This window comes from Paenibacillus glucanolyticus (assembly GCF_037333485.1).
Lineage (GTDB): Bacteria > Bacillota > Bacilli > Paenibacillales > Paenibacillaceae > Paenibacillus_AQ > Paenibacillus_AQ glucanolyticus.
The window spans coordinates 5,303,610-5,324,283 of the sequence record NZ_CP147845.1; the positions used below are offsets into that span (position 1 = coordinate 5,303,610).

The following is a 20,674-nucleotide window of genomic DNA, read 5'->3' on the forward strand; positions in this document are numbered from 1 at the left end:
AATACGAAATAACGGATCTACAGTCCGATGCAAGCCGGCGGGTGACTTGAGTGACCTATTCCTCTACTACATCCCTACCTACTTCTCCACTACTTTCTTTACTACTTTCTCCACTTCGTTACCCACCAACTACTTTCCTCCCCATCACCACACCAACCTTACCCTCATGAACCTCCACCTTGTATTTCTTCACCCGAATGCGGTCGCTGAACAGCGACTTGCCTGTCTGCAGGTCGAACTCCCAGCCGTGCCAGGGGCAGCGGACAATTTCGCCTGCCCGACCGTATTCGTAGTCGTACACCTCCGAGGGAAGCGTCGTCCCGGAGACGAGCCCCGCACAGATCGGCGCCCCTTGATGCGGGCAGTAATTGAGAATCGCGTGGTATTCGCCATTGATCCGGTAAATGCCGATTTCGCGTCCTTCAATATTTACGACCGCATGCCCATCATCCGGAATATCCCCCTCCGCCAGCACGTAATGTATTCCCATTCTGCACCTCCTTGCCATTAACCGCTATTCGTTGAATTTCTTGCTCAATTAATTAGATATCTCATCACAATCATTGGCTCTAATGCTCAATTAGTTGGATATTTCATCGCAATCATTGGATCTCGTCGCTATTCGTCGGGTAAGTTCGTTATTCTCCTCGTGCGCTAGTTGAATGAGTCTGTCTTCCACCTCATGCACAATTAGTTGAATGAGTCCGTCCTCTACCTCGTACATAGTTACCTGGATGCGTAGTGTCCTCCACCTCATGCTCTATTGGTTGGATGCCGTAGTCTTCAACCTCGTGCCTTCTTCATCCATCCTCTCAATCCAGCCGGTACAGCTGCTTCGCATTCTCGTAAAAGATCTTCCGCCGCGCCTCGGGCTTCAGGCCCCGTAAAATATGCCCCGGCGAGTCGAAGTCCCAGTGCGGGTAATCGCTGGAATACAGCAGCATGTTCTCGGCATCGATCATATTGAAGAGATCGATGAGATGCTGCGGATTATCCGGCTCCTCAATCGGCTGCGTGGATAAGAAGCAGTGATCCCGGATGTATTCGCTTGGCATTCTCGTAAGCCAGGGCACAGTTGCGCGCAGCGCTTTATAATTTTTATCCAGCCGCCACATCAGGCCCGGCAGCCAGGCCACACCGCCTTCAACCAGAACCACCTTAAGGTTCGGGTACTTCACGAACACGCCCTCGCAGACCATGCTCACCAGATGGGCCATAAACATCTGGGAAAGGCAGGTGTGCCACTCAATGTAGCGTGCCGGGTAGCCGGCCGCGGTGGGAGCCGTCGAGCTCCCGCCGCCTTCCGCTCCCGGATGGAGCGCGACCGGAAGACCATGGCGCTCCGCCGCTTCGTAAATCGGATGATAGTGGCGCTGCCCGAGCGGCGAACGCGCCGCGCTGGAGATCATGACCTCCACGATATCCGGATGGCCGCCGATCCGGTCAATCTCGCGTGCCGCCAGCAGCGGATCCTGGGTGGCTACCGCCATCGCGCCCTTGAAGGCTTTATGTTTGCCGAGCCACTCGGCTATCAAATAATCGTTATAGGCCGAGCATATGGCCGCTGCGAAATCCGGGTCATGTGTCGACGAGATGTTGTAGACGACCCCCGTCAGTACAGCGTAATCCAGGTTGTAGCCTTCGATTAGCTGTTTAATCATATAGTCAGGGTCGGAGCCGGCTTTGCCTCCCCCCGGAGGGATCGAATCTTTTTTCATCACGCCGATCGGCGAATAGTAACCGGACCCGGCATAACCGATGCCGGATGCCGCTACCCGCGAACGCCAGGGCTCCTGCAAATACGGAAGCAGCGCCCGATCGTCCTGTTCGTTATGAACGTCGACATCGATAATTTGGTAGTCGTCCATTGCCTGATTCCTCCACTCTATCGCAGATTACTTGTCGCCGTATGTGCGTGTATACGCCGTGTTATACATAGCAAGGAGTTCGTCGGAACCAAGTTTCTTGGCCTGATCGATAAATTGCTGGTACGTCGTATCGTTAATTGGTGTTTTGCCGGTTACGAACTCCGTCACCTTCTGTTCCAGGAATTTGTTCAGATTGTTGAGTTTTGATTTTTCCAGTTCCAGCTCCTCTTCCGTCTTGACAATCTGCTTCGGTGCCGGGACGATATACTGCTCATACCTTGCGTTGATATCCTTGCTCTTCTCGCTCAAACCGCGCTCCCACACTTCACGGGATTTGGCGTTATTCAAGGTGATAAGGTCATACCATACGCCCCAATCCTTACGCAGGGCATTAAACGGAGATTCGCCGAACTCCTTGTTGTATACCGCCTTGCCGTCCTCCATCGTGTACGATTTGCCTTCAATGCCTAAGGACAGGTAGTTCGTTCCCTCTTCGCTGACCAAATAATCAAGGAATTGAACCGCGCGCTCCTTATCCTTGACTTTCGCCGAAATGGCTCTGCCGACAGTACCTACGACCGGACGGGAGAACTGGTAGTTCTTGATCCCTTCAGCGGCAAAAGAAGGAATGGCATCCAGCTCATATTCGGCAGTACCGGCACCGCGCGCCTTCGCTACAAGCGACTCCAGATCCGCCTTCCAGAAAAACGTAACCAGCGATTTGCCGGTTAATATTCGCTCCTCCCACTGCGCTTGCGTCAGCAGCGAGAATTCCGGATCCAGCAATTTTTCCGCGTACAGCTTGTTCAGAAATACCAGCATATCCTGATAATTCTCATGGTATGGAGCGAACGCGTATTGATCCGTTGTCGGATCGAGATTATAAAAGCCGCTGATGCCGGTGAATATGCGCCCGAATGTCGTATACAGTCCCGTATCCCCAACGATAGCGTTTGAGATGAGCGGATAGGAATCCGGAACCTTTTCCTTCAATATTTTCAGATACTGATAAAATTCATCCACCGTGGTGGGCGCCTGAATCCCGTACTGATCCATAATGTCCTTGCGGGCATACCAGATGAAGTTAAATCCCTTGCCTTCCGCATCCCCTTCCAGGACGGGTACCGTGTACAGCCCTCCATCCGTGCCCGTTGCCAGCGCTTTGGCTTCAGGATATTTCTCGTAAAATGCTTTGAGATTAGGTGCCCGATCCAAATAATCATTCAGGTTTAAGAATACCTTCTCCGGTCCATGCTCCCTGCCATCCTGCGTCGGTACCTGGATAAAATCCGTAGCGGTGTTCGTCGCAATCATGATCTGCCTTTTCTCCTCAAGTCCTTCCTGGCTTACGATTTGAAACTTCACTTTCACGCCCGTCTTGGCTTCAATCTCTTTGAAAATCTCCCAGTCATCCCGAACCTTCCCCTCCACCCGATCGTATACCAGCCATGAGAAGGTAACCGGTTTGTCAGGACTTAACGTCCCCGAGTCATCTTTGCTGCCACTGGTGCACCCCGTAACAAGCATCACACCAAGCAGCAGGATGGCAATCGCCGTTCTGAACCCCTTTCGCTGCATTTCCTAACCTCCTTTTATAATGACAACGTATAGAGATGGATTTTCATAAAATCCACAGCTACCCCTTAATGCCTCCAATCATCGTGCCCTGTACAAAATATTTCTGGATAAACGGATAGACGCACAGAATCGGCAGTGTGCCAATCATGATCATGGCGTATTTCAGCGTTTCCAGATGAGTCAGATCCCCTTCGCCCTGCACATTCGTACCGGCGATCAGGATATTGCGCATCATGATTTGCAGCGGGTACATATCCCGGTCATTCAGATAGATCAAAGCGCTGAAGAAGGAGTTCCATTGATTCACGGCCGTGAACAGACCGATCGTGACCATCACCGGTACGGATAACGGCAGTACGATCCGCACGAGAATCTGCAGGGACCCGCATCCGTCGATGGCAGCCGCGTCCTCCAGCTCCTCCGGCAAGGCCTCGAAGAATGTCCGCATAATAAACAGGTACCAGGTGCTGATCAGCGACGGAAGCACAATGGCCCATATCGTATCCAGCATCCCCAGCTTCTGAACGATCAGGAACGTCGGAATCATGCCCCCGCTGAACAGAAGCGTGAAGGCGGCCAGCAGCAAAATTACCCTTCGGCCGGGCAGCCACCGCTTCGCAAGCGGATATGCCATCGCGGAGGTCACAATCAGCGTCAGTACCGTCTGCACGAAGGTGTAACGAATGGTATTCCAATAACTCACCCAGAGATCGGGGTTATAGACAAGCTGCTCGTACGCGACCAGCGTAATCTTCTTCGGCCAGAGCAGCACGGCTCCACTCGCAACCAGGGCATTATTGCTGATGGAAGCCGAGAATACGTACACCATGGGGTAGGCCATTACAATAATCAGCACAATCATGAACAATACATTGAGTACATCAAACAGCTTCGAGGCTAAGCTTTCCTGCTTTTTCATCACGCACCTCCCTTACCACAGGCTGGTCTCCGAATATTTGCGTACCATCCGATTGGCCGCTACGACCAGAATGAAGCCAATCGCCGATTGGAACAGGCCCACCGCGGTTGCGAAGCTAAAATCGGCGTCGAGAATGCCCCGCCGGTACACAAAGGTGTTAATGACATCCGCCGTTTCGTAATTCATCGTGTTGTAGAGCAGCAATATTTTCTCAAAACTCGCCTCCATGAAATTGCCGAGCGACAGCACGAACAAAATAATCATGACCGGCACCATGCCGATGAATGTAATATGCCGGGCCTGCTGCCACCGGTTCGCTCCATCCATCCTGGCCGCTTCGTACAGTGTCGGATCAATCCCCGCAATGGCAGCCAAATAGAGAATCGTGCCCCATCCCACCTTCTGCCATATCTCGGAGCCCACATAAACTGTCCGGAACCACTCCGGCATGCCCAGAAACATGATCGGCTCGATGCCAAACGTCTTGACGAGCAGATGGTTAACCACGCCAGTTGTCGGGGACAGGAAGGTGACCAGAATGCCCGCAATCACAACGGTGGACAGGAAATGCGGCATATAGCTGATGTTCTGCACAAACCGTTTGAACCATTTCCCCTTCAGCTCATGAAACAGAACCGCCAGTATAATCGGCGCCGGAAAGTGAAAGAGAAGATCGTACACATTCAGCATGATGGTATTGCGAATCAGCTTCCATGCATCGGGGGTAACATAGAAAAATTCAATCAAATGCTTGAATCCAACAAACTTGCTTCCCAATATGCCCCTGCCGATCGAATAGTCCTGGAAGGCGATGATGATGCCGTACATCGGCGCGTACTTGAATATCAAGTAATACAAAATGCCAGGCAGCATCAGCAAGTAGAGCGCTTTATGTTTTTTCAGAACATAGCCGATTCGTGTTAGCTGCGCCAATAATCCCCACCTCCGATTGAAAGCATTTACATTCGTGTGTTGTTGTCCCCACTATACGAGCCGTGTTTCTCCCGCGTCTAGCATGCATCTTTTCCTCGAGACACTCGTTTTGCAGCGCCCATGGCGCAAGGCTTCCCGCTTGGTTCCATGCAAAAAAAGAGACTTCAGAAAATAATGCAGTCTCTTCTCTCCTATTGGTGGGAGCTCCGATATTTGGCCGGTGTGATGCCTTCGTATCGGCGGAAAGCCCGAATAAATGAATTCCTGCCCCAATATCCCACCTTCTCGGCAATTTCGTCGATTTTCAAATCGGTTTCGAGCAAAAACTGCTTGGCCTTCATCAGCCGGTATTTGGCAATATACTCCACGTATTTCTCGCCGATTTCATCCTTGAAGGTACGGCTGAAATGTCCGCTGGACATATTCATCAGCCCGGCAAAATACTCGATCGACAGCTCTTGATCATAATGCTCATGGATGTATTCCACGACCTCCATGAACTGTTGACTTCGGCTGCTTGATACCGGCTTCCGGAACAAAAACCCGTGAATATCCTGAAAGCAGTGCGTCAGCTCGTCCCATGTCATGCACCGATTCAATCGTTCGAATAGACAGGCATAATAAGGGACGTTCAATTCGCTCCGCTCCGATTCTACCGCTCGGATCCAGGTATTCAGCACATCTGCCAGCAAATATTTCATCTGCACAGCTGCCGCGTCCTTGCGCTTTCCCTCCTCCAGCAGAGTATTCACGGATTGGAGCAGCTTATCGTACTCCCTGGTTTTATACTGATTGTGAATCCGCTGGACCTCCTGCACGGACAGAAAAGGGTCCCATTGCTGCGTCTCCCGACAAGGCTGGCTGCTGCAAATTTCAACGGCAGAGTGCAGTCCCCGATACTTCAGCATGGCCAAGGCATGCTCATAGGACTGGTGCAGCTCTTCCATGGCGTGAACGGTTCTGCCGATTCCGATCGTCGCTCTGTAATAAGTGCTGTACTCCAGGAATATGCGGCGAATCTGCTCCGCCATCCTTACCGGATGGTCCTCCAACTGCGGATCAAACTGAACGATGCAGGCCAGTAAATCCGGCCTTGTCTGGCAAATCCATACCATACCGGGTGCAAGTCGGTGAATCTTCTCCTTGAGTTCTGTCAGCAGAAAAGTCTTGGTCGATTCCGACGTGGACTCGTAAATCGACGGGTCCATGTGGAATGAGATGCACAGGACGGCTCTTGCCGCAGCTTCGCTATACGAGAATTCAATCTCCTTCGCATAATACTCAATGGATAACGCGTCACGATACTGACCCAACAGTATTTTCGTGAAGAACTGCTCCTGCACGATGGGAAGCATCCCGCTCACCATCTGAAACAGCTCTTTATTCTCCGTCATGATGAACTGGGAATAGCGTTTAATGACATCGAACTCATTCCCTTCGTGGCGGATGGCCTTCCCCGAGAAGTGATGCGATCTCAGCCCTTCCTTGATTTCCCGAATCGGCTGATATAAGCGGCGGCTTAAATAATACGAAATCAGAGCGCCGACAATCAGGAAAAAGACAAGGAACAACCAGCTGATAAAGCGGGTAATATGCACCGGCTTCATTAAGGTGCCTAAATCGATCATGCTGATATAATGCCAGGACTCGTCGAAGCTTGAGGTCATGAAAGACATCCCGAGCTTGTCCGATATCGTAAATTGCGGGGCTATGCCCTCTGTGCGTATTCGCTGCTGCAGTGCATCCTGATCCTGCCCGGTCAAGCCGGTTTGGGATAACACTCTTCCCGTATGATCCACAATGGCTGTGCCCGTGACCCAGCTCTCCGGAACATGAATCTGCTCCTGAAGCTTGTCTCGTTTCACTTCGACCAGGAGATATACTTCAGGAGCGGCGGTGTTGAAGGGGTAGCTCATGGAAGCCGTTAGTGAGGCAGGGGAATCCAAGAAATCCATCATTTTCTTGCCGGATAATTCGGCTTCAAGCTGAGGACGACGGTTCAGGTCCGAGGGATAGCGGGAATGGAAGTAATACGCTTTATTCGTGTAGGTCTCGGCATCAATCATAAGGTCCTGGTGTACAAAATAATAATAAGCCTTATCGACCAAATCATCCGATTCCAGCTGCTGCAGCTGCTCCCGCAGCGAATGAAGCAGTTCCGGAAGCTGCTGACCATCCGGCGACGAAGACATCGGTGCAAGTAGCACGCTCCGCAATCTCGATGTGCTGAGGATATTGATCATGCTGGTCTTCAAGGACTGAAGCTCGGTATCCGTCTGCTCGGAGAATCGGCTCATCATGATGCTGTTGAAGCGCTCGGCATCCTTCTCAATAATTCGAACGACAAGCACCTGCGCGAGAACCGATGCCGCAATAACGGGAATGAGAATGAGGAGAAAATAGTTGGCGAACAACCTCCAATAAAGGGTCTGTCTTCTGGGAGGTGAAGAATAGGTGTCCCCAGGCCCAGCCGTTTGGACAGGCGGTGTCCTTCGTTTCATGATTGTCCCCCCTTTGCATTTCTAAATCGCAAGTCCAGCGGGCTTGCAGTTACGTTTACTATATTTTGATGTAAGTTATAATATTCGCCGCAGGAATCTAGGGAGGGAGGCTAACAGTAGATGGATACGTTGGATTGATCGATAAAATCTGAGAATAAAAAATATCTTCATTATGCTAAGCAGGGGCAGACCGCTTTCCTCCCAATCCATCTTGGAATTATTTCACAGCAAATTCTAATTTGCCTCTAACCCTCCTCTCGTTTTTCTGTTCTACAGTTAGAACATCAACAGACAACAGGAGGATATGATATGAAAATCGTTATGATTCCGTCAGGGTTTAAGGAATGCCTGGATGCGGAAGAAGTCGGTGAAGCGATGCGAATGGGCGTTCATCGTCTGAATTTGGATGCCAGCATCACCGTCATTCCGATGATTGATGGCGGCGAGGGCTTTGCCAAGAGCATCGTAAATATAAAGCATGGACGTCTGTATCACAAGGAAGTTACGGGTCCCGTTGGTCAACCCATTACGAGTTATTTCGGTGTTTACACGGAAAACAACAAGAAAACAGCGGTCATCGAGATGGCCGCAGTCGCTGGCTTAAAGCTAGTTCCAAGGGAGCAGCGGAACCCGCTGTGGACAACGACATATGGTGTGGGAGAGCTGATCCTGGGGGCACTCGACTTTGGAGTGGATCATATTCTGATTGGATGCGGCGATTCCGGCACTTCCGACGGCGGTGCAGGGATGGCGCAGGCGCTAGGAGCTGTTTTTACAGATGAAGCCGGGCAGCCGGTCTATATTCGAGGCGGCGGCGATTTGGCTAAAGTACGATCCATCGATCTGGCTGACTTGGACCCCAGACTCACGGATGTACACATTGACGTAGCCTGTAATTGGCACAATGTGCTGTGCGGACGGGACGGCGTTGCCCATGTTTTTGGTCCGCAGAAGGGAGCCACTGCTGAAGAAGTGGAGCACTTGGCAAGTGCATTCCAGCACTATGCCCATCTGATACACAACCAGCTTGGCGTGGATATCGCCTTGGCTCCCGGAAGCGGAGCATCCGGAGGTTTAGGCGCGGGCTTGGTTGCTTTTGCCAACGCGAAACTTCATCCCCGTTACGAGGTGATTATGCAATACATAAATATCGAGCAGCATATCCTGGAAGCCGATGTGGTGTTAACGGCCGAGGGCTGCCTGGATTACCAGACCCCCAACGGAAAAATTCCTTCGGAGGTTGCGCGAATAGCCAAATCCAAAGGAATCCCCGTGATTGCCATTACAGGAACCATTGGAGAAAATGCTGCCATTAATTATGAGAATGGAATCGACGCCTATGCAAGCATTATTCAGACGCCGGCCTCACTGGATCAAGCGATCTTAAACGCATCGCCGTGGATCGCAGACAGTACCGAAGCTGCTCTCCGGCATGTGCGTATCGGGTATCAGATCGCCCACCGTACGCTCAACGAAGGATATCGGCCATTATGAAGCCTGAATACATGCCATCCGCAGACCAGCCGCTGAACAAGGCTGGCCCCGGAGCGCCGTCTATCCGGCCTGCAAAAGGGTTATGGATGCTATCCGGTCTTGCAGGCTGCAGCATTTGGATCGCTTCAGTTGAACATTTATCGTATTCCGGTAAAATCGCCTTCATTTTTTTTATCATCGCCATGGCTTTATGGATTTTCACCAAGATGCCGGCGGGATGGATTGCGCTGGGGGCTCTTGTCTGCATCGTTGCCTTGAAGGGCGCCCCTCCTTCATTGCTTTACGAATCCATTGCCGAAGAAATCGTCTGGCTGATGATCGGTTCGTTTATCATCGGCGAAAGCGTCAAGACCAGCGGTCTGGCCGCTCGCTTCACTCGCTTTATGCTGCTGCGCGCACGCAAGCCCGAACATTTTTTATGGTGGCTCGCGTTCGTGATTCAGCCTTTGACTTTCTTTATACCGTCTACCTCCGGACGAGCCGCCCTGACACTTCCCATTGTGAGAGAACTGCACGCTTTATTGAAGAATGATCAGCAGAAAAAATCGGTTGCCATGCTTCTTCCCGTGATGATATTACTCGCTTCGTCTGCAACGGTCATCGGGGCCGGTTCTCACATCATTGGGATCGGGCTGTTAAACGGGGCAACAGGGGCGGACATCTCCTATGTAACATGGGTGATATGGGGAGCGCCTTTTGCGCTTGTCATGTGCGGGTTGGCTCTATTATGCGTAAAAATAATGTTTTGGAAGGATGAACCGCAAAGCAATATCATCCCTTCCGGATATCAGTATTCAGAGAAGCTTCCCCTGTCTGGCCGTGAGAAGAAAACCCTCGGCTTGATTGCCGGGATGGTTGTCCTGTGGATGACCGAAGGATGGCATGGCTATGACATTGCGTTCATTACGATGGCCGGTGCCGTGCTGCTCATGCTGCCTTCCATCGGGATTATGGAATGGAAGCAGGGGATGAAGAGCGTTTCCTGGAATTTGATCATGTTTGTGGCAGCTGCCACTGCTCTAGGAAAAGCCCTTGTTGAGAATGGCGTGGTGGATTGGCTCCAGCAGATTGTGTTCAGCGAGCTTCGTGTTCTGGAAACCGCCCCTCCCTTCATAACGCTGCTGATCATCATTCTGGTATCCGTTACTTCGCACCTGTACATCACATCCCATACCACAAGGGCCGTGGTGATGATCCCGGCATTTATCGTGCTGGGCCAGACGCTTCAGCTTGATGCTTCCGCCGTCGTTTTCTTGACACTGGTGGGCATGAATTACTGCATCACATTTCCGGTAAGCTCAAAAGCGTTGCTCTTGTATTACGAGGATGAGTCAGTCTCTTATCCCGCCAAGGACCTGGTCAAGCTCAGCATGGTATGTATGCCTCTATATGTGGGTGTCATGCTGTTATTTTACTACACATATTGGCAGTGGACAGGGTTAAGGCTGTGAAGGGTTATGTTTAATAAAGCCTCGAGTTTGGCAGAACAAAGAACGATGCTCCATGAAAAAACCTCCGGATCAAATGTTTCCATTCGAACCGGAGGTCCTCTAATTCATTATCATTCCAACCTATTCGTACTCAAACACCGCATCCGGCGTCAGCGTTACATTTGGAGCATAACTCGGCATCTGACCGGTCTCCTGCAAGTATTGCTCAACAATCCGGTTAGCATCAACCAGGGAGGTCAGCATCCAATCCTCATAGAGCTTGCCAAATTTCTTGAGAAGCCATTCTGACGTATATTCATTGGACAATGTAAACAGGGAATAGATCTCACGCACGGTATTGGTACGCTTGCGGCCATTATCATCCGTCCAGGTAACCTTTTTATTCAAGTCTACCTTGCGGATATCTTCTGTTTTGGTAGCCAGGATGCCATTCTTGTATTGAAAATAAATCCGCAAGGATTTTTCGTATTCATGGCCTTTAAGCAGTTTCCACCCAGCCATACTCCCGCTTGCATTGACTGCAGACATTTTGCTTTTACCAGAAGTTCCTCCTGAACTGGAGTTCTGCGCCTTCTTCTGCTCGCCCTTCACAACAAATTGTGCTGATCCCAGGGCGACGGTCATTTGCTGCTTGGATGCATCCCACTTTAGCTTTGCACCCAGCGCTGCGGTTAACAGGTCCGCTGACACCAGTGTCTCCCCCTTATTCTGGATCGGAGCTCCTTTCATGTTTACGGTTTTACCGTTGATCTTCGCCTGTTTACTACCGGCCTTAACAGTTATCTCCGTCTCCCCTATGGTAATATCAAAGGTCTTGGAAGCTGCCTGATACTGAACCGTGCCTCCCAAAGCTTCAAATACCCGCTTCAGCGGCAAATAAGTAATACCCTTCTCCTGCTTGGCGTTCTCGAGCGGCTTGCCAAGTCCCGAAACGATCTTGACCGATTGCTTCTTGCCGGTAATATCCACCGTCAGAGTGGCTTCACCCACACCTAGGATTTTGTAGGCTCCCTTCTCTACCGCTTTGATGATGTGCGGCTTATCTACAGACAAAGCGATCATATTGCCCGGAATCTTGTGTTTCTCTCCATTACCATACTGAAATTCAACAGTTGGAGTAATGGAGCTTCCTACCTTCGGCTTACTATTCGATACTTTTAGCGTAACGCTGGTAATGCTTGGAACTGGCACATCGTATTGTTGTCCGTTATCATACTCTATCCATGTGCCATCCATTAATTGTGCGAAAAAGCTTTTGGAACCTCCAATTCCCACAATCTGTTGAACCCCGCTGATCCCGTTCAACGGGTTCATTTCGAATGTTTGAGTGAACACATCCAATTTGGCATTCCACACAGTCCCATCCTTTTTCACAATAATCAACTTCTGTTCTTTACCAAAAGAAATGTCAGCTGCATCTTGAATCAGTTTTTGTGACAGGTAGGTTGTGCTGCCATTAATGCGAAGTGTACTGAACAGTACGAGCCTTCCGTCATTATATAAAATAGCGGCATAGTCGCCGGCCACTTTAATTTTGCGAATGGAGTTCACATCCGTCACTTGACCCAGGGCCACGGGCTCCGGCGTATAGGCGCTATTGTGATACAATACTGTCCCCGACTGGGTAACACCACCGATAATACCCTTATTCTCATCAAATATGGAAATCCCCTCAAAGCCCTTTACGGCTTGCGGTTTGGAACTATCCAGGCGGTTAACGTTGCCATCAGAGGTCAGCCAGTAGCCTTGTCCAACCTGCTTTACGTTACTCTGGCCCGCCACATTCTGAAAACCGGATTCTCCCCACATGACCAGTCCACCAGCATTGTTCACACCGAATCCGTACTCGCTTGATCCCGCAATCTGTTTCAGGTCCCCACCCATAGGAAGCGGGATTTTGGTCATTGGAAGACGGGTATAAGTAACCCAAGCTGTACCATCCTCCATTAAGGGTGTGCCATCAGGCAGCAGCATCGCAATCTTAGAGCTTGCCTTGCCCGACTCGCCATAAGCAGCTCCGGCAGCTGTCGGGACTATCATACACACCGCTAACAGCAGCATTAACATTTTTTTTAACATGCATGAACCTCATCTCTCTTAGAATGTATCACTTTCAAATCTAGTAATTTTGAACCAGGAATATTATACCATTCAATAGAATGAAACCATATTAAAATTTGGCAGCGTTGCTGATGGTGGCGGTGGTAACAGGGTAGCGTAGTGGTGATGGTGACATGGTGGTAGGTAGCGATTGTGATGGTGATGCTGCACGGTTACGTGGTGGCTGGGGGCACAGTCGTATGGCGGTGCTGGGGGCACGGTTGCGTGGTGGCAGTGGGGGCATGGTCGCATGGCGGTCCTGGGGCACCGTTGCGTGGCGGCGGTGGGGGCATGGTCGCATGGCGGTCCTGGGGGCACGGTTGCGTGGCGGCGGTGGGGGCATGGTCGCATGGCGGTCCTGGGGCACGGTTGCGTGGCAGCGGTGGGGGCGTAGCGGTGAGGGGAGGGTAACGGTGGTGGTGACAAGGTGGCGGTAGTGGTGGTGGTGTGACATGGTAGCGATGTGGCAATGGTGACGTAGTGGTGGTGGTGCTGCCGCTCTTGGGGCTAACGGACAGAGGATACGTTATTTAGCTGGAAAAGTGTTGTTTTTGAGACTAACGGACATGAGATGCGTTATTTGTGATATGAGTCAGCAATTTGTTTGTTTTATGAGGTAATAAGGGATCCTGAGTCCGTTAGATTCAAAAAAAGGGACTAAAAGAGGCAAATAACGGATCTGGAGTCCGTTAAGATGTCGGAACAGCGGCAAGAACCAGGGTTACTCGCGTAATAGTGGTGTTGGGGACCAACCCCAGAATCTTTGTACACGGGGCTTGCAATCACCACGGCAGCAGCACCTTCAACAGCCGTGATCCGGATTTCCGCAACCGATACATCCAAAAGCCCCAGTCACTTGATGCAGACACCAACCGTTGGGAGGGCGCCCCATCCTTTCATCGGTCTCCACAACTAACAGCCACTCCTTCTCAGGAACGAGCAGCAACTCCCTTGCTGTACCGGTTCTGAGGGCACGGGCAATCCAAGATTGATGTGCCAAATCGCAGAAAAAACGTCCCTAAAGCCTGTCTCCAGACTTTAAGGACGCCTCCCTATAACTCACTCAGTTCATACGCTCAAACACTTTGAAACTCCTGTCTTCTTGCAGAGCTACCAACATATCATCATTCACGATATAGATCTCCGTGCCTTCTTGAAGTTCATTCGACGATAGGTTCGTATCCGGGTATTGATCCGGCTCAAGCTGCTTCTGAATCCTACCCGCCAAGGTCAAATCTGCATCGGCAAAAACTTCCGCAGATTCGATGCCCTTTCCGATATACTCTTCATCGTTATAATTTAACACAGACGCATAACTCACTGACTGCTTGCTCCCGCAGCCCAAACACAGGATTAACAATAAACTGATGACAGGAATCCCTGCTAACTTTAGCCTGTTGCCCACTAGTCCTCCTCCTTTATAGCCTTTGCATTACCGTTTTTCTATAAAAAAGAGATTACAGCAGCTCATCCAGACGCGCCTCTAATTCTGCCCTATCATAACGAATGAATGCCCCATTCACCGTTCCAACCAGCACCTCATGCTCCGTTATGTTCAGCGCGCCATTTCTTGCATACTGCTCACGCAGGTCAACGTTGCCGGTGATCACATGCTGCAACCTTCCCAAGCTCTTGCCGGTCTCCTTGTTCAGCACCACCAGATCACTGCCAAGGCTTATAAGCAGGTAACGGTCCAATATTCCATAACTGCTGCCAACCAGATGGGATACATCTTCTTTTGCTTGCAACGAATGATCCATCTTCCAAATCACGCTGCCGGTCTTCTGATTCACAGCGGCCGGGATGCCGTTCAAGGTTAGATAGACTCTCTCGCCCTCAATAATTCCGCGGGAGGCCCTTCCCTTCAGCGTCCAGACTTCCTTCCCTTCAACGCTGTCATACAGCACGGTTTCGTAAGCGGTCGCCCCGCTGAAATACTTCCCGTTCAGCGCACGCTGCACCAGCAGATACCGCTCATCCAGCACCTCAAACCGTTCCATTTCGGAGGCTGGATAAACGCCCTCCCGCTCACCGGTCCTCGTATTGAACAGAACCCACTGGCTGCCCAGCAGCATCCATCTTGTCGTAAGGTCCGCTGGCGCTATCGGATCATAACGATATCCTCCCGTAAAATACGAATCCCAGGTCGGATCGTCCATTGTCCTTTTCCCAACGTTGACATACCATACGGCTTTGCCGGTTACAGGATCATACCCTTCAAGCACTCCGTTCTGTTCGATGAGTATGTACGGATCATCCCCCTGGCTTAACAGACGGTGGTCGCCAGTCAGCGTCTTTTTCCAGCGCAGCTTGCCGGTTTCCTGATCCAGCACACTCAGCAGACTCCGGGTTTCATGCAAATTAAGCGGTTCATCCAGAACAATCGCGTCTTGCACAGCCGTCATGGTCAGGCCAAATTCATTCTTCGGCTTAACCTCCCACAGCACTTTACCATCCGATAGCCGGATATGACGCACCCTGGCCTGATAATTTTTGATGACGGGATTGTAGGCCGAGAACATCGTGACATGCTCGCGATCCTTATCTATTACGGCCGTATACCAGCCAAAACCTGCATCCTCCTGCCACAGTTTCTTGCCTGTGCTTCGATCGATGGCATACAGGGATGAATGATCGTGCATGCCGCTATAACCGCCGTCATCTCCCTTGAGGAGCAATACGTCTTCATTGGCCTCCAGCAGGAACGTATAATTCAGATTGCCCTGATTTCTCCAGGCGGGGTCAGCCTCTATCGTATTCAGCGGCGGTACAGCGGCAAAATGATAGGTAAACTCGTAGTCATCACCAGCACCTCTACGCTCAAACACTCCCGTTGCAGGCATTGTCCATTCGCTAGCCACCAGCTTTCCGGCAGGTGAGAAGGTGGCTGTATAATGTACATCCCGCAGCTCATACCTCCAGGTTTCACCCAGGATCATCGGTTTACTGGAGCTCTGCTCCTGATTCCGTGAGGTCTCCCTCACCTGCGGTTCTCCGAGCAGTTTTTTCACATAAGAAGAGCTGGTTCCTTTCTTGAAAAGAAACTCCGTCAAGTTGCGCACCACATCGGTCGATAATTCAGACTCCCCATCCAACAGTCCGTCGGGCAACGTCTGTTTGCTTGCTATGTCCTTTCCTTGCACCCACATCATCGCCGGGCGATAGATCTGGTAATCATCCTTCCACTTGGCAGGAGGGATCATAACACCGTACCAGTCCTTCCACTGTGCGACCGCAACGAGTGACATTCCCGCAGCTGTTACCGGCCATCTGACCCCGCTCCCGGGAGCCAGGTATAGACTGCCGCCACTGCGCAATTGAAGCGAAAGCGGGGATATTTCTTGGCTTAGTGCTGCCTCCTTGGTCGCATACCATGTCGGGAGCCACAAGTCTCCTCGGGAATCGGATTGGATATAGGCCATATCCCCCTTCACGGAGCTGATCCGGAGCGCTTCTCCCTTGGCTCCATAATAACTTGCCTTAAGATCTGTCAGATGGCTGTTCTTGGTAAGCGCACTAGGAAAAAGGGCGGTCTTCTGCCGGATCGTGACCGTTTGACCTGCTTTAATAACGTCTGCGGCACCAGCAACGACAACACGAGCGCTCTCCTCCGTCCGCTGAGCCGGAACCCAAATGAGCGATATACTGACGGCTGTCGCTATGCCGATGAACCATCGCTTTCGGATCGATACACGTGAACTCACAGGAACCATCCTCTCCAATACAAGCGTATATATGGTAAACGCTATTATAAGACAATATGTTCCATAATCCAAAGAAAAAGCTCCCTTTCGCGAAGGGAGCTTTTTCTAGTTTCTCTCGTTGTTGCGTAAATAAAGTAATCCTCTCACCGGATACGGCGTGGTATTTTCAACGGAACACGACTTGCCGGCTTTCCCTTCATCGTCGTATTTCCAATCTCTTGCCCGAGTCATATAGTAAACGGCCCTGCGGCACCTGCTCCCCCGTCATTTGCCTTGTACGATGGGTCACCCCATCCCACACTTCACCCCATAACTTCTCTATAAAAGATGCAGAAGAGGCAGGCGAATCCTTATGCATTTCTGCTGTTGATCCCTTAAGGCTTTTGCCGCTTGGAGTTAACGCCTCTCTGTAAGACATCCGGTCCCCTCCGCATCCCGATACAAACAAGACCATAACAATCAGACCCATTGCCAACCATACCATCGTAAATCCAGCGTTCTGCTTCGCATGCTGCAACAAACTCATCTTCGCTGCCTCCTTATGTACTTCCTGAAGGAAAGTATAAGGAACATATCTTATCAACCAGGCTTCCAAATCCTTAACGATTGCTTAAATTAAACTGAACAATTACATCGGGCATGCGATTACCAGCGTGAAAACTTTCTTATCTTATTTGTCAACAAAAAACGCTCCCTTCAAAGGGAGCGCTCCGTCAAGTACCCGCCAGCCTGTTTAGCATCCATCATATGACTTTAGGGAAACGGGTTTCGAAGGTCGTTCTCCGCTCATCGCTCCGCACCCGGATTTCGCCGCCCTGGACCTCCACAATGCTCTTCGTAATCGCCAGTCCCAAACCGGTGCCGCCCGTCTGCTTCGAACGAGAGCCTTCCACACGGTAGAAGCGGTCGAATATGAAGGGCAGATCCCGCTCGGGAATCGGATCGCCATAGTTGGTGAAGCTGATGCTCACCTGATCCCGATCGCTTCGGACGGCGATGTCGATGATTTTGCCGGATTCTCCGTACCGGATCGCATTGGATATCAGATTCTCATAGGCACGGACAAGCTGCGCGCCGTCTGCCATGATGATGAGGTCTTCCTCTGCCGTTAGGTTGCATTCCATCCCGGATTTCTCCAGAGTCGGTACCGATTCCTCGATAAGCTGCCTGATGAACCGGACCATATCGATCTTCCGGATGTCCAGCGGGAGCCCATTATTAATCCGTGTATATTCAAACAGATCATCAATTAGCCTTTTCAGATTTTGGGCTTTCTCATAAGCGATATTTACGTAATATCGCAGCTCCACCTCATCCTGATATCGATCCTCCTCAATCACCTCAAGGAATCCCAGTATCGAGGTAAGCGGAGTTCGCAGGTCATGAGAAACCCCTGTAATCAGATCATTCTTGGTCTTCTCGGCGTAGCGCTCCTCCAGAATGGATTGATGCAGCTGCCTGCTCATCTGATTGATGCTCTCGGCTACCTCGCCCAGCTGACTGCCGGAATAAACCGGAATTTCGGTATCGAAATTCCCTTTGGCAATTTCACGAAGCCCGTGCGTAATTTCCTCCAGGTAAGCGTTCAACTGCTCAGTCATGTGATTAATGCTGGAAGCAACGCTGCCTAATTCATCCTGGGTTTTGAGCTCGATTTTGGAATCGAATCGACCGGCTGTAATTTCCTGAAGTCCTGTCTGGATCTTCTGCAGATCTAACACGAACCATCTTGTGGTCATATAATAGCTGGCAAAAAAGAGAATGATGCCCGTGAGCATCATGACTGGCTCCGAGCCAATGTTATTGATGAGCCAGGCAAGCGGCGAATTGATCGCCGGTATGCTGAGGATCAGCGTGCCTAATGAATAGAGAATAATAAGCAGGGCAGCCGTAATGCCGATGCTGCTGAGCAGCATGAGCATCATCTTCAGGCGGATGCTATGGAGCTTCATTACTTTCAAGTCTGTCACCTCTGCTTAAGTTTACTCTATCTTGTACCCGATTCCCCATACGGTTTTTATATACTCCGGCTGCTGCGGATCCTTCTCGATCTTCTCACGCAGCTTGCGAATATGGACCATGACCGTATTTTTCGATTCCATGAACGGCTCATTCCACACCTCGGTATAAATCTTGTCCATGCTCAGCACCAGCCCGCGGTTAATAGCCAGCATATGCAGCAGGGCAAACTCGCGCGGTGTCAGCTTGATCTCCTCGCCCGCCACCGTGACCCGGTGTGAAGCCACGTTGACAATCAGCTCATCGATCTGAATCTCGTTCTCGTTTCGTACCGATCTGCTGTTCAGGTGTTTGTATCTGCGCAGCTGCGATTTGATTCTGGCAATCAATTCGAGCGGACTGAACGGTTTGGTCACATAATCATCCGCGCCGATGCTGAGTCCTGCGATTTTATCAATCTCCTGGCTCTTGGCGGACAGCATGATGATTGGCGTGTTATTCTCCTCCCGGATCTTCATGCAAGCCTCTATCCCATCCATCTGCGGCATCATGACATCGAGGATGATCAAATCCACCTTCTGCGTTTTCAAAATCTCCAACGCTTCCAGTCCATGAGAGGCCGTGAGCAGCTTATAGCCTTCATTTCTCACGTAAATCTCCATTAATTTAATAATTTCGGTTTCATCGTCTACCATTAGTATCGTAACTAAAGACATGGCTCCTCCTTGATATGCAACTGACAGGAGAACGTCTACCAGACGCAAGCCTGTGCAGTCGAACCGCGCTGCGCGGCAGTTTCTATCCTGATGTTAGACAGCCATGCTCTCGCTTGGCATACGTCCTGGCTGCTACGAAGCGAACTATGAACCAGAGAGCGGCGCGGTAGGTTGATCGGCAGGCTTGACGAATTTCTTCGATTTCGGAATATTGCCGAATATTACCCAGGAGCCTGGTATATAGCGCACCGTAAGCTCGACAACGATCCATGAGCACCCTAATGCGGCTGCAAAACCCCCGGCATACCACAGATGGGTAATAATCGAGCTCCCCGTGGCAAGCGGGAATTCACGGTAGATGAGCAGGAAGAACGGATGAATTAAATAGATTCCAAAAGAAATGGCCCCCAGTCTCTCCAGCGCAGGTGTCCAGCCACGAACCCCGATCCGATAAAATAGAATAGCAAGCTGGAGCAGCACCAGCGCCCCCAAATAGGTATGTGCATTCCACATCAACTCGTACAGCGTAGAATTATAACTCGTTCCGTGCAGACGATTGTTGTAATAAATGTAGACATGACCAAGACCCGCAGCAGCCCACATTACCCACAGCATCACCCAAGCCGTAACGCGGTATGGCGTAACATTTGCACGGCTGATTACAATCCAGGCTTTCAGTTTCGGATAATAGATGCCGATAAAAGCTCCCAGCATGAAATAGGCCATGTAGGACAACGCCCAGCTTCCCTTATTCGGTACCTGCCAATAATACTTATTCATAAGTATAAACGTCCACTGGATGACCAGTCCAATCGGTATCGCCCATTTCGCAAGCGACGGCAGTTTCTTGAACAACCACAGCGCAAGCGGAAACAGCACGTAAAACTGAATGCTGATAAAGACAAAATATAGATGCGTATAGGCTTTGCCGGTCAGCAGCTTCTGGACAAAACTCTCCATCGTGTCGCCAAACGGTCTGCCTTGATAATACAGGTAGTGAAGCAGCACGAAGTAGAACACCGAAAAGAGCGTGTAAGGAATGATAATATATAACAGTCTTTTTTTGTAAAACCCGCCAATCAGCTTCTTCGTCGTGGGACGATCATAGTAATTGTAGAAGAGGACCAGACTGCTCAAAAATATAAACGTAGGCGTTCCGTACTTCATAAAGATATTCATGAAATTGTAGATAAAAAAATACTTGGACTCCGTCATGGCGGACACCGCATACGACGTAGAGTGAACGGACAGGACGCCGAGAATGGCAAATGCGCGTACCAGCTGCAGTTCGGGAAGACGCTCCCTTGGCAATACATTCGTTTTGTTCATAGAATTACCCTCTCATCTGAAGTCCGGTTATTTTCGTGTGTTAGACGAAACGGATTCATAAAGTATATAGGACAGTTCTTAACGCTATACTTCCAAATCCTTAACAATTACTTAAGATTCTG

Annotated in this window: 15 protein-coding genes; 2 read left to right on the forward strand and 13 right to left on the reverse strand. The window is 50.5% G+C overall.

Annotated features, from left to right (window positions below):
* Nucleotides 1-118: 118 nt before the first annotated feature.
* The 6 genes from WDY75_RS24845 to WDY75_RS24870 all read right to left on the reverse strand — a co-directional run bounded on the left by WDY75_RS24845 (nt 119) and on the right by WDY75_RS24870 (nt 7,799).
* The gene (locus WDY75_RS24845) at nt 119-490 is read right to left on the reverse strand and encodes a Rieske (2Fe-2S) protein (protein WP_036641122.1); all 372 of its coding nucleotides are present in this window, start codon (nt 488-490) and stop codon (nt 119-121) included.
* Nucleotides 491-812: 322 nt separating this feature from the next.
* The gene (locus WDY75_RS24850) at nt 813-1,868 is read right to left on the reverse strand and encodes an amidohydrolase family protein (protein WP_063478761.1); all 1,056 of its coding nucleotides are present in this window, start codon (nt 1,866-1,868) and stop codon (nt 813-815) included.
* A 27-nt stretch (nt 1,869-1,895) separates the two neighbouring features.
* Nucleotides 1,896-3,446, reverse strand: a complete 1,551-nt coding sequence (locus tag WDY75_RS24855; RefSeq protein WP_063478760.1) for an extracellular solute-binding protein — start codon at nt 3,444-3,446, stop codon at nt 1,896-1,898.
* A 58-nt stretch (nt 3,447-3,504) separates the two neighbouring features.
* Nucleotides 3,505-4,365, reverse strand: coding sequence for a carbohydrate ABC transporter permease (locus WDY75_RS24860; protein WP_063478759.1), 861 nt, complete (start codon nt 4,363-4,365; stop codon nt 3,505-3,507).
* Nucleotides 4,366-4,377: 12 nt separating this feature from the next.
* Nucleotides 4,378-5,298 carry an ABC transporter permease gene (locus WDY75_RS24865; RefSeq protein ID WP_006208539.1) on the reverse strand — a complete coding sequence of 307 codons (921 nt, stop codon included), beginning with the start codon at nt 5,296-5,298 and terminating at the stop codon, nt 4,378-4,380.
* A 191-nt stretch (nt 5,299-5,489) separates the two neighbouring features.
* Complete coding sequence (locus WDY75_RS24870) at nt 5,490-7,799, reverse strand: helix-turn-helix domain-containing protein (protein ID WP_063478758.1); 2,310 nt, start codon at nt 7,797-7,799, stop codon at nt 5,490-5,492.
* A gap of 309 nt (nt 7,800-8,108) precedes the next feature.
* Between WDY75_RS24870 and WDY75_RS24875 the strand changes: the two genes are divergently transcribed.
* Nucleotides 8,109-9,293 carry a glycerate kinase gene (locus WDY75_RS24875; RefSeq protein WP_036641113.1) on the forward strand — a complete coding sequence of 395 codons (1,185 nt, stop codon included), beginning with the start codon at nt 8,109-8,111 and terminating at the stop codon, nt 9,291-9,293.
* Complete coding sequence (locus WDY75_RS24880; RefSeq protein ID WP_082834307.1) at nt 9,290-10,744, forward strand: SLC13 family permease; 1,455 nt, start codon at nt 9,290-9,292, stop codon at nt 10,742-10,744. Before WDY75_RS24875 ends, WDY75_RS24880 begins: the two co-directional genes overlap by 4 nt.
* A gap of 120 nt (nt 10,745-10,864) precedes the next feature.
* Here the strand turns inward: WDY75_RS24880 and WDY75_RS24885 are convergent, their stop codons facing one another.
* The 7 genes from WDY75_RS24885 to WDY75_RS24915 all read right to left on the reverse strand — a co-directional run bounded on the left by WDY75_RS24885 (nt 10,865) and on the right by WDY75_RS24915 (nt 20,552).
* Nucleotides 10,865-12,823, reverse strand: a complete 1,959-nt coding sequence (locus WDY75_RS24885; RefSeq protein ID WP_063478757.1) for a copper amine oxidase N-terminal domain-containing protein — start codon at nt 12,821-12,823, stop codon at nt 10,865-10,867.
* A 1,084-nt stretch (nt 12,824-13,907) separates the two neighbouring features.
* Nucleotides 13,908-14,249: a hypothetical protein gene (locus WDY75_RS24890; RefSeq protein WP_063478755.1), complete on the reverse strand. Its 342-nt coding sequence runs from the start codon at nt 14,247-14,249 to the stop codon at nt 13,908-13,910.
* A gap of 52 nt (nt 14,250-14,301) precedes the next feature.
* Complete coding sequence (locus WDY75_RS24895; RefSeq protein WP_063479753.1) at nt 14,302-16,548, reverse strand: PQQ-binding-like beta-propeller repeat protein; 2,247 nt, start codon at nt 16,546-16,548, stop codon at nt 14,302-14,304.
* Nucleotides 16,549-16,744: 196 nt separating this feature from the next.
* Nucleotides 16,745-17,074, reverse strand: a complete 330-nt coding sequence (locus tag WDY75_RS24900) for a hypothetical protein (RefSeq protein ID WP_006208529.1) — start codon at nt 17,072-17,074, stop codon at nt 16,745-16,747.
* Nucleotides 17,075-17,291: 217 nt separating this feature from the next.
* Entirely contained in the window at nt 17,292-18,500 is a 1,209-nt protein-coding gene (locus WDY75_RS24905; protein ID WP_409348339.1) for a sensor histidine kinase, read from the reverse strand.
* Nucleotides 18,501-18,530: 30 nt separating this feature from the next.
* On the reverse strand, nt 18,531-19,223 hold the full coding sequence (locus WDY75_RS24910) for a response regulator transcription factor (protein WP_006208527.1): 693 nt from the start codon (nt 19,221-19,223) through the stop codon (nt 18,531-18,533).
* A 144-nt stretch (nt 19,224-19,367) separates the two neighbouring features.
* The gene (locus tag WDY75_RS24915; RefSeq protein WP_063478753.1) at nt 19,368-20,552 is read right to left on the reverse strand and encodes an acyltransferase; all 1,185 of its coding nucleotides are present in this window, start codon (nt 20,550-20,552) and stop codon (nt 19,368-19,370) included.
* Nucleotides 20,553-20,674 lie beyond the last annotated feature (122 nt).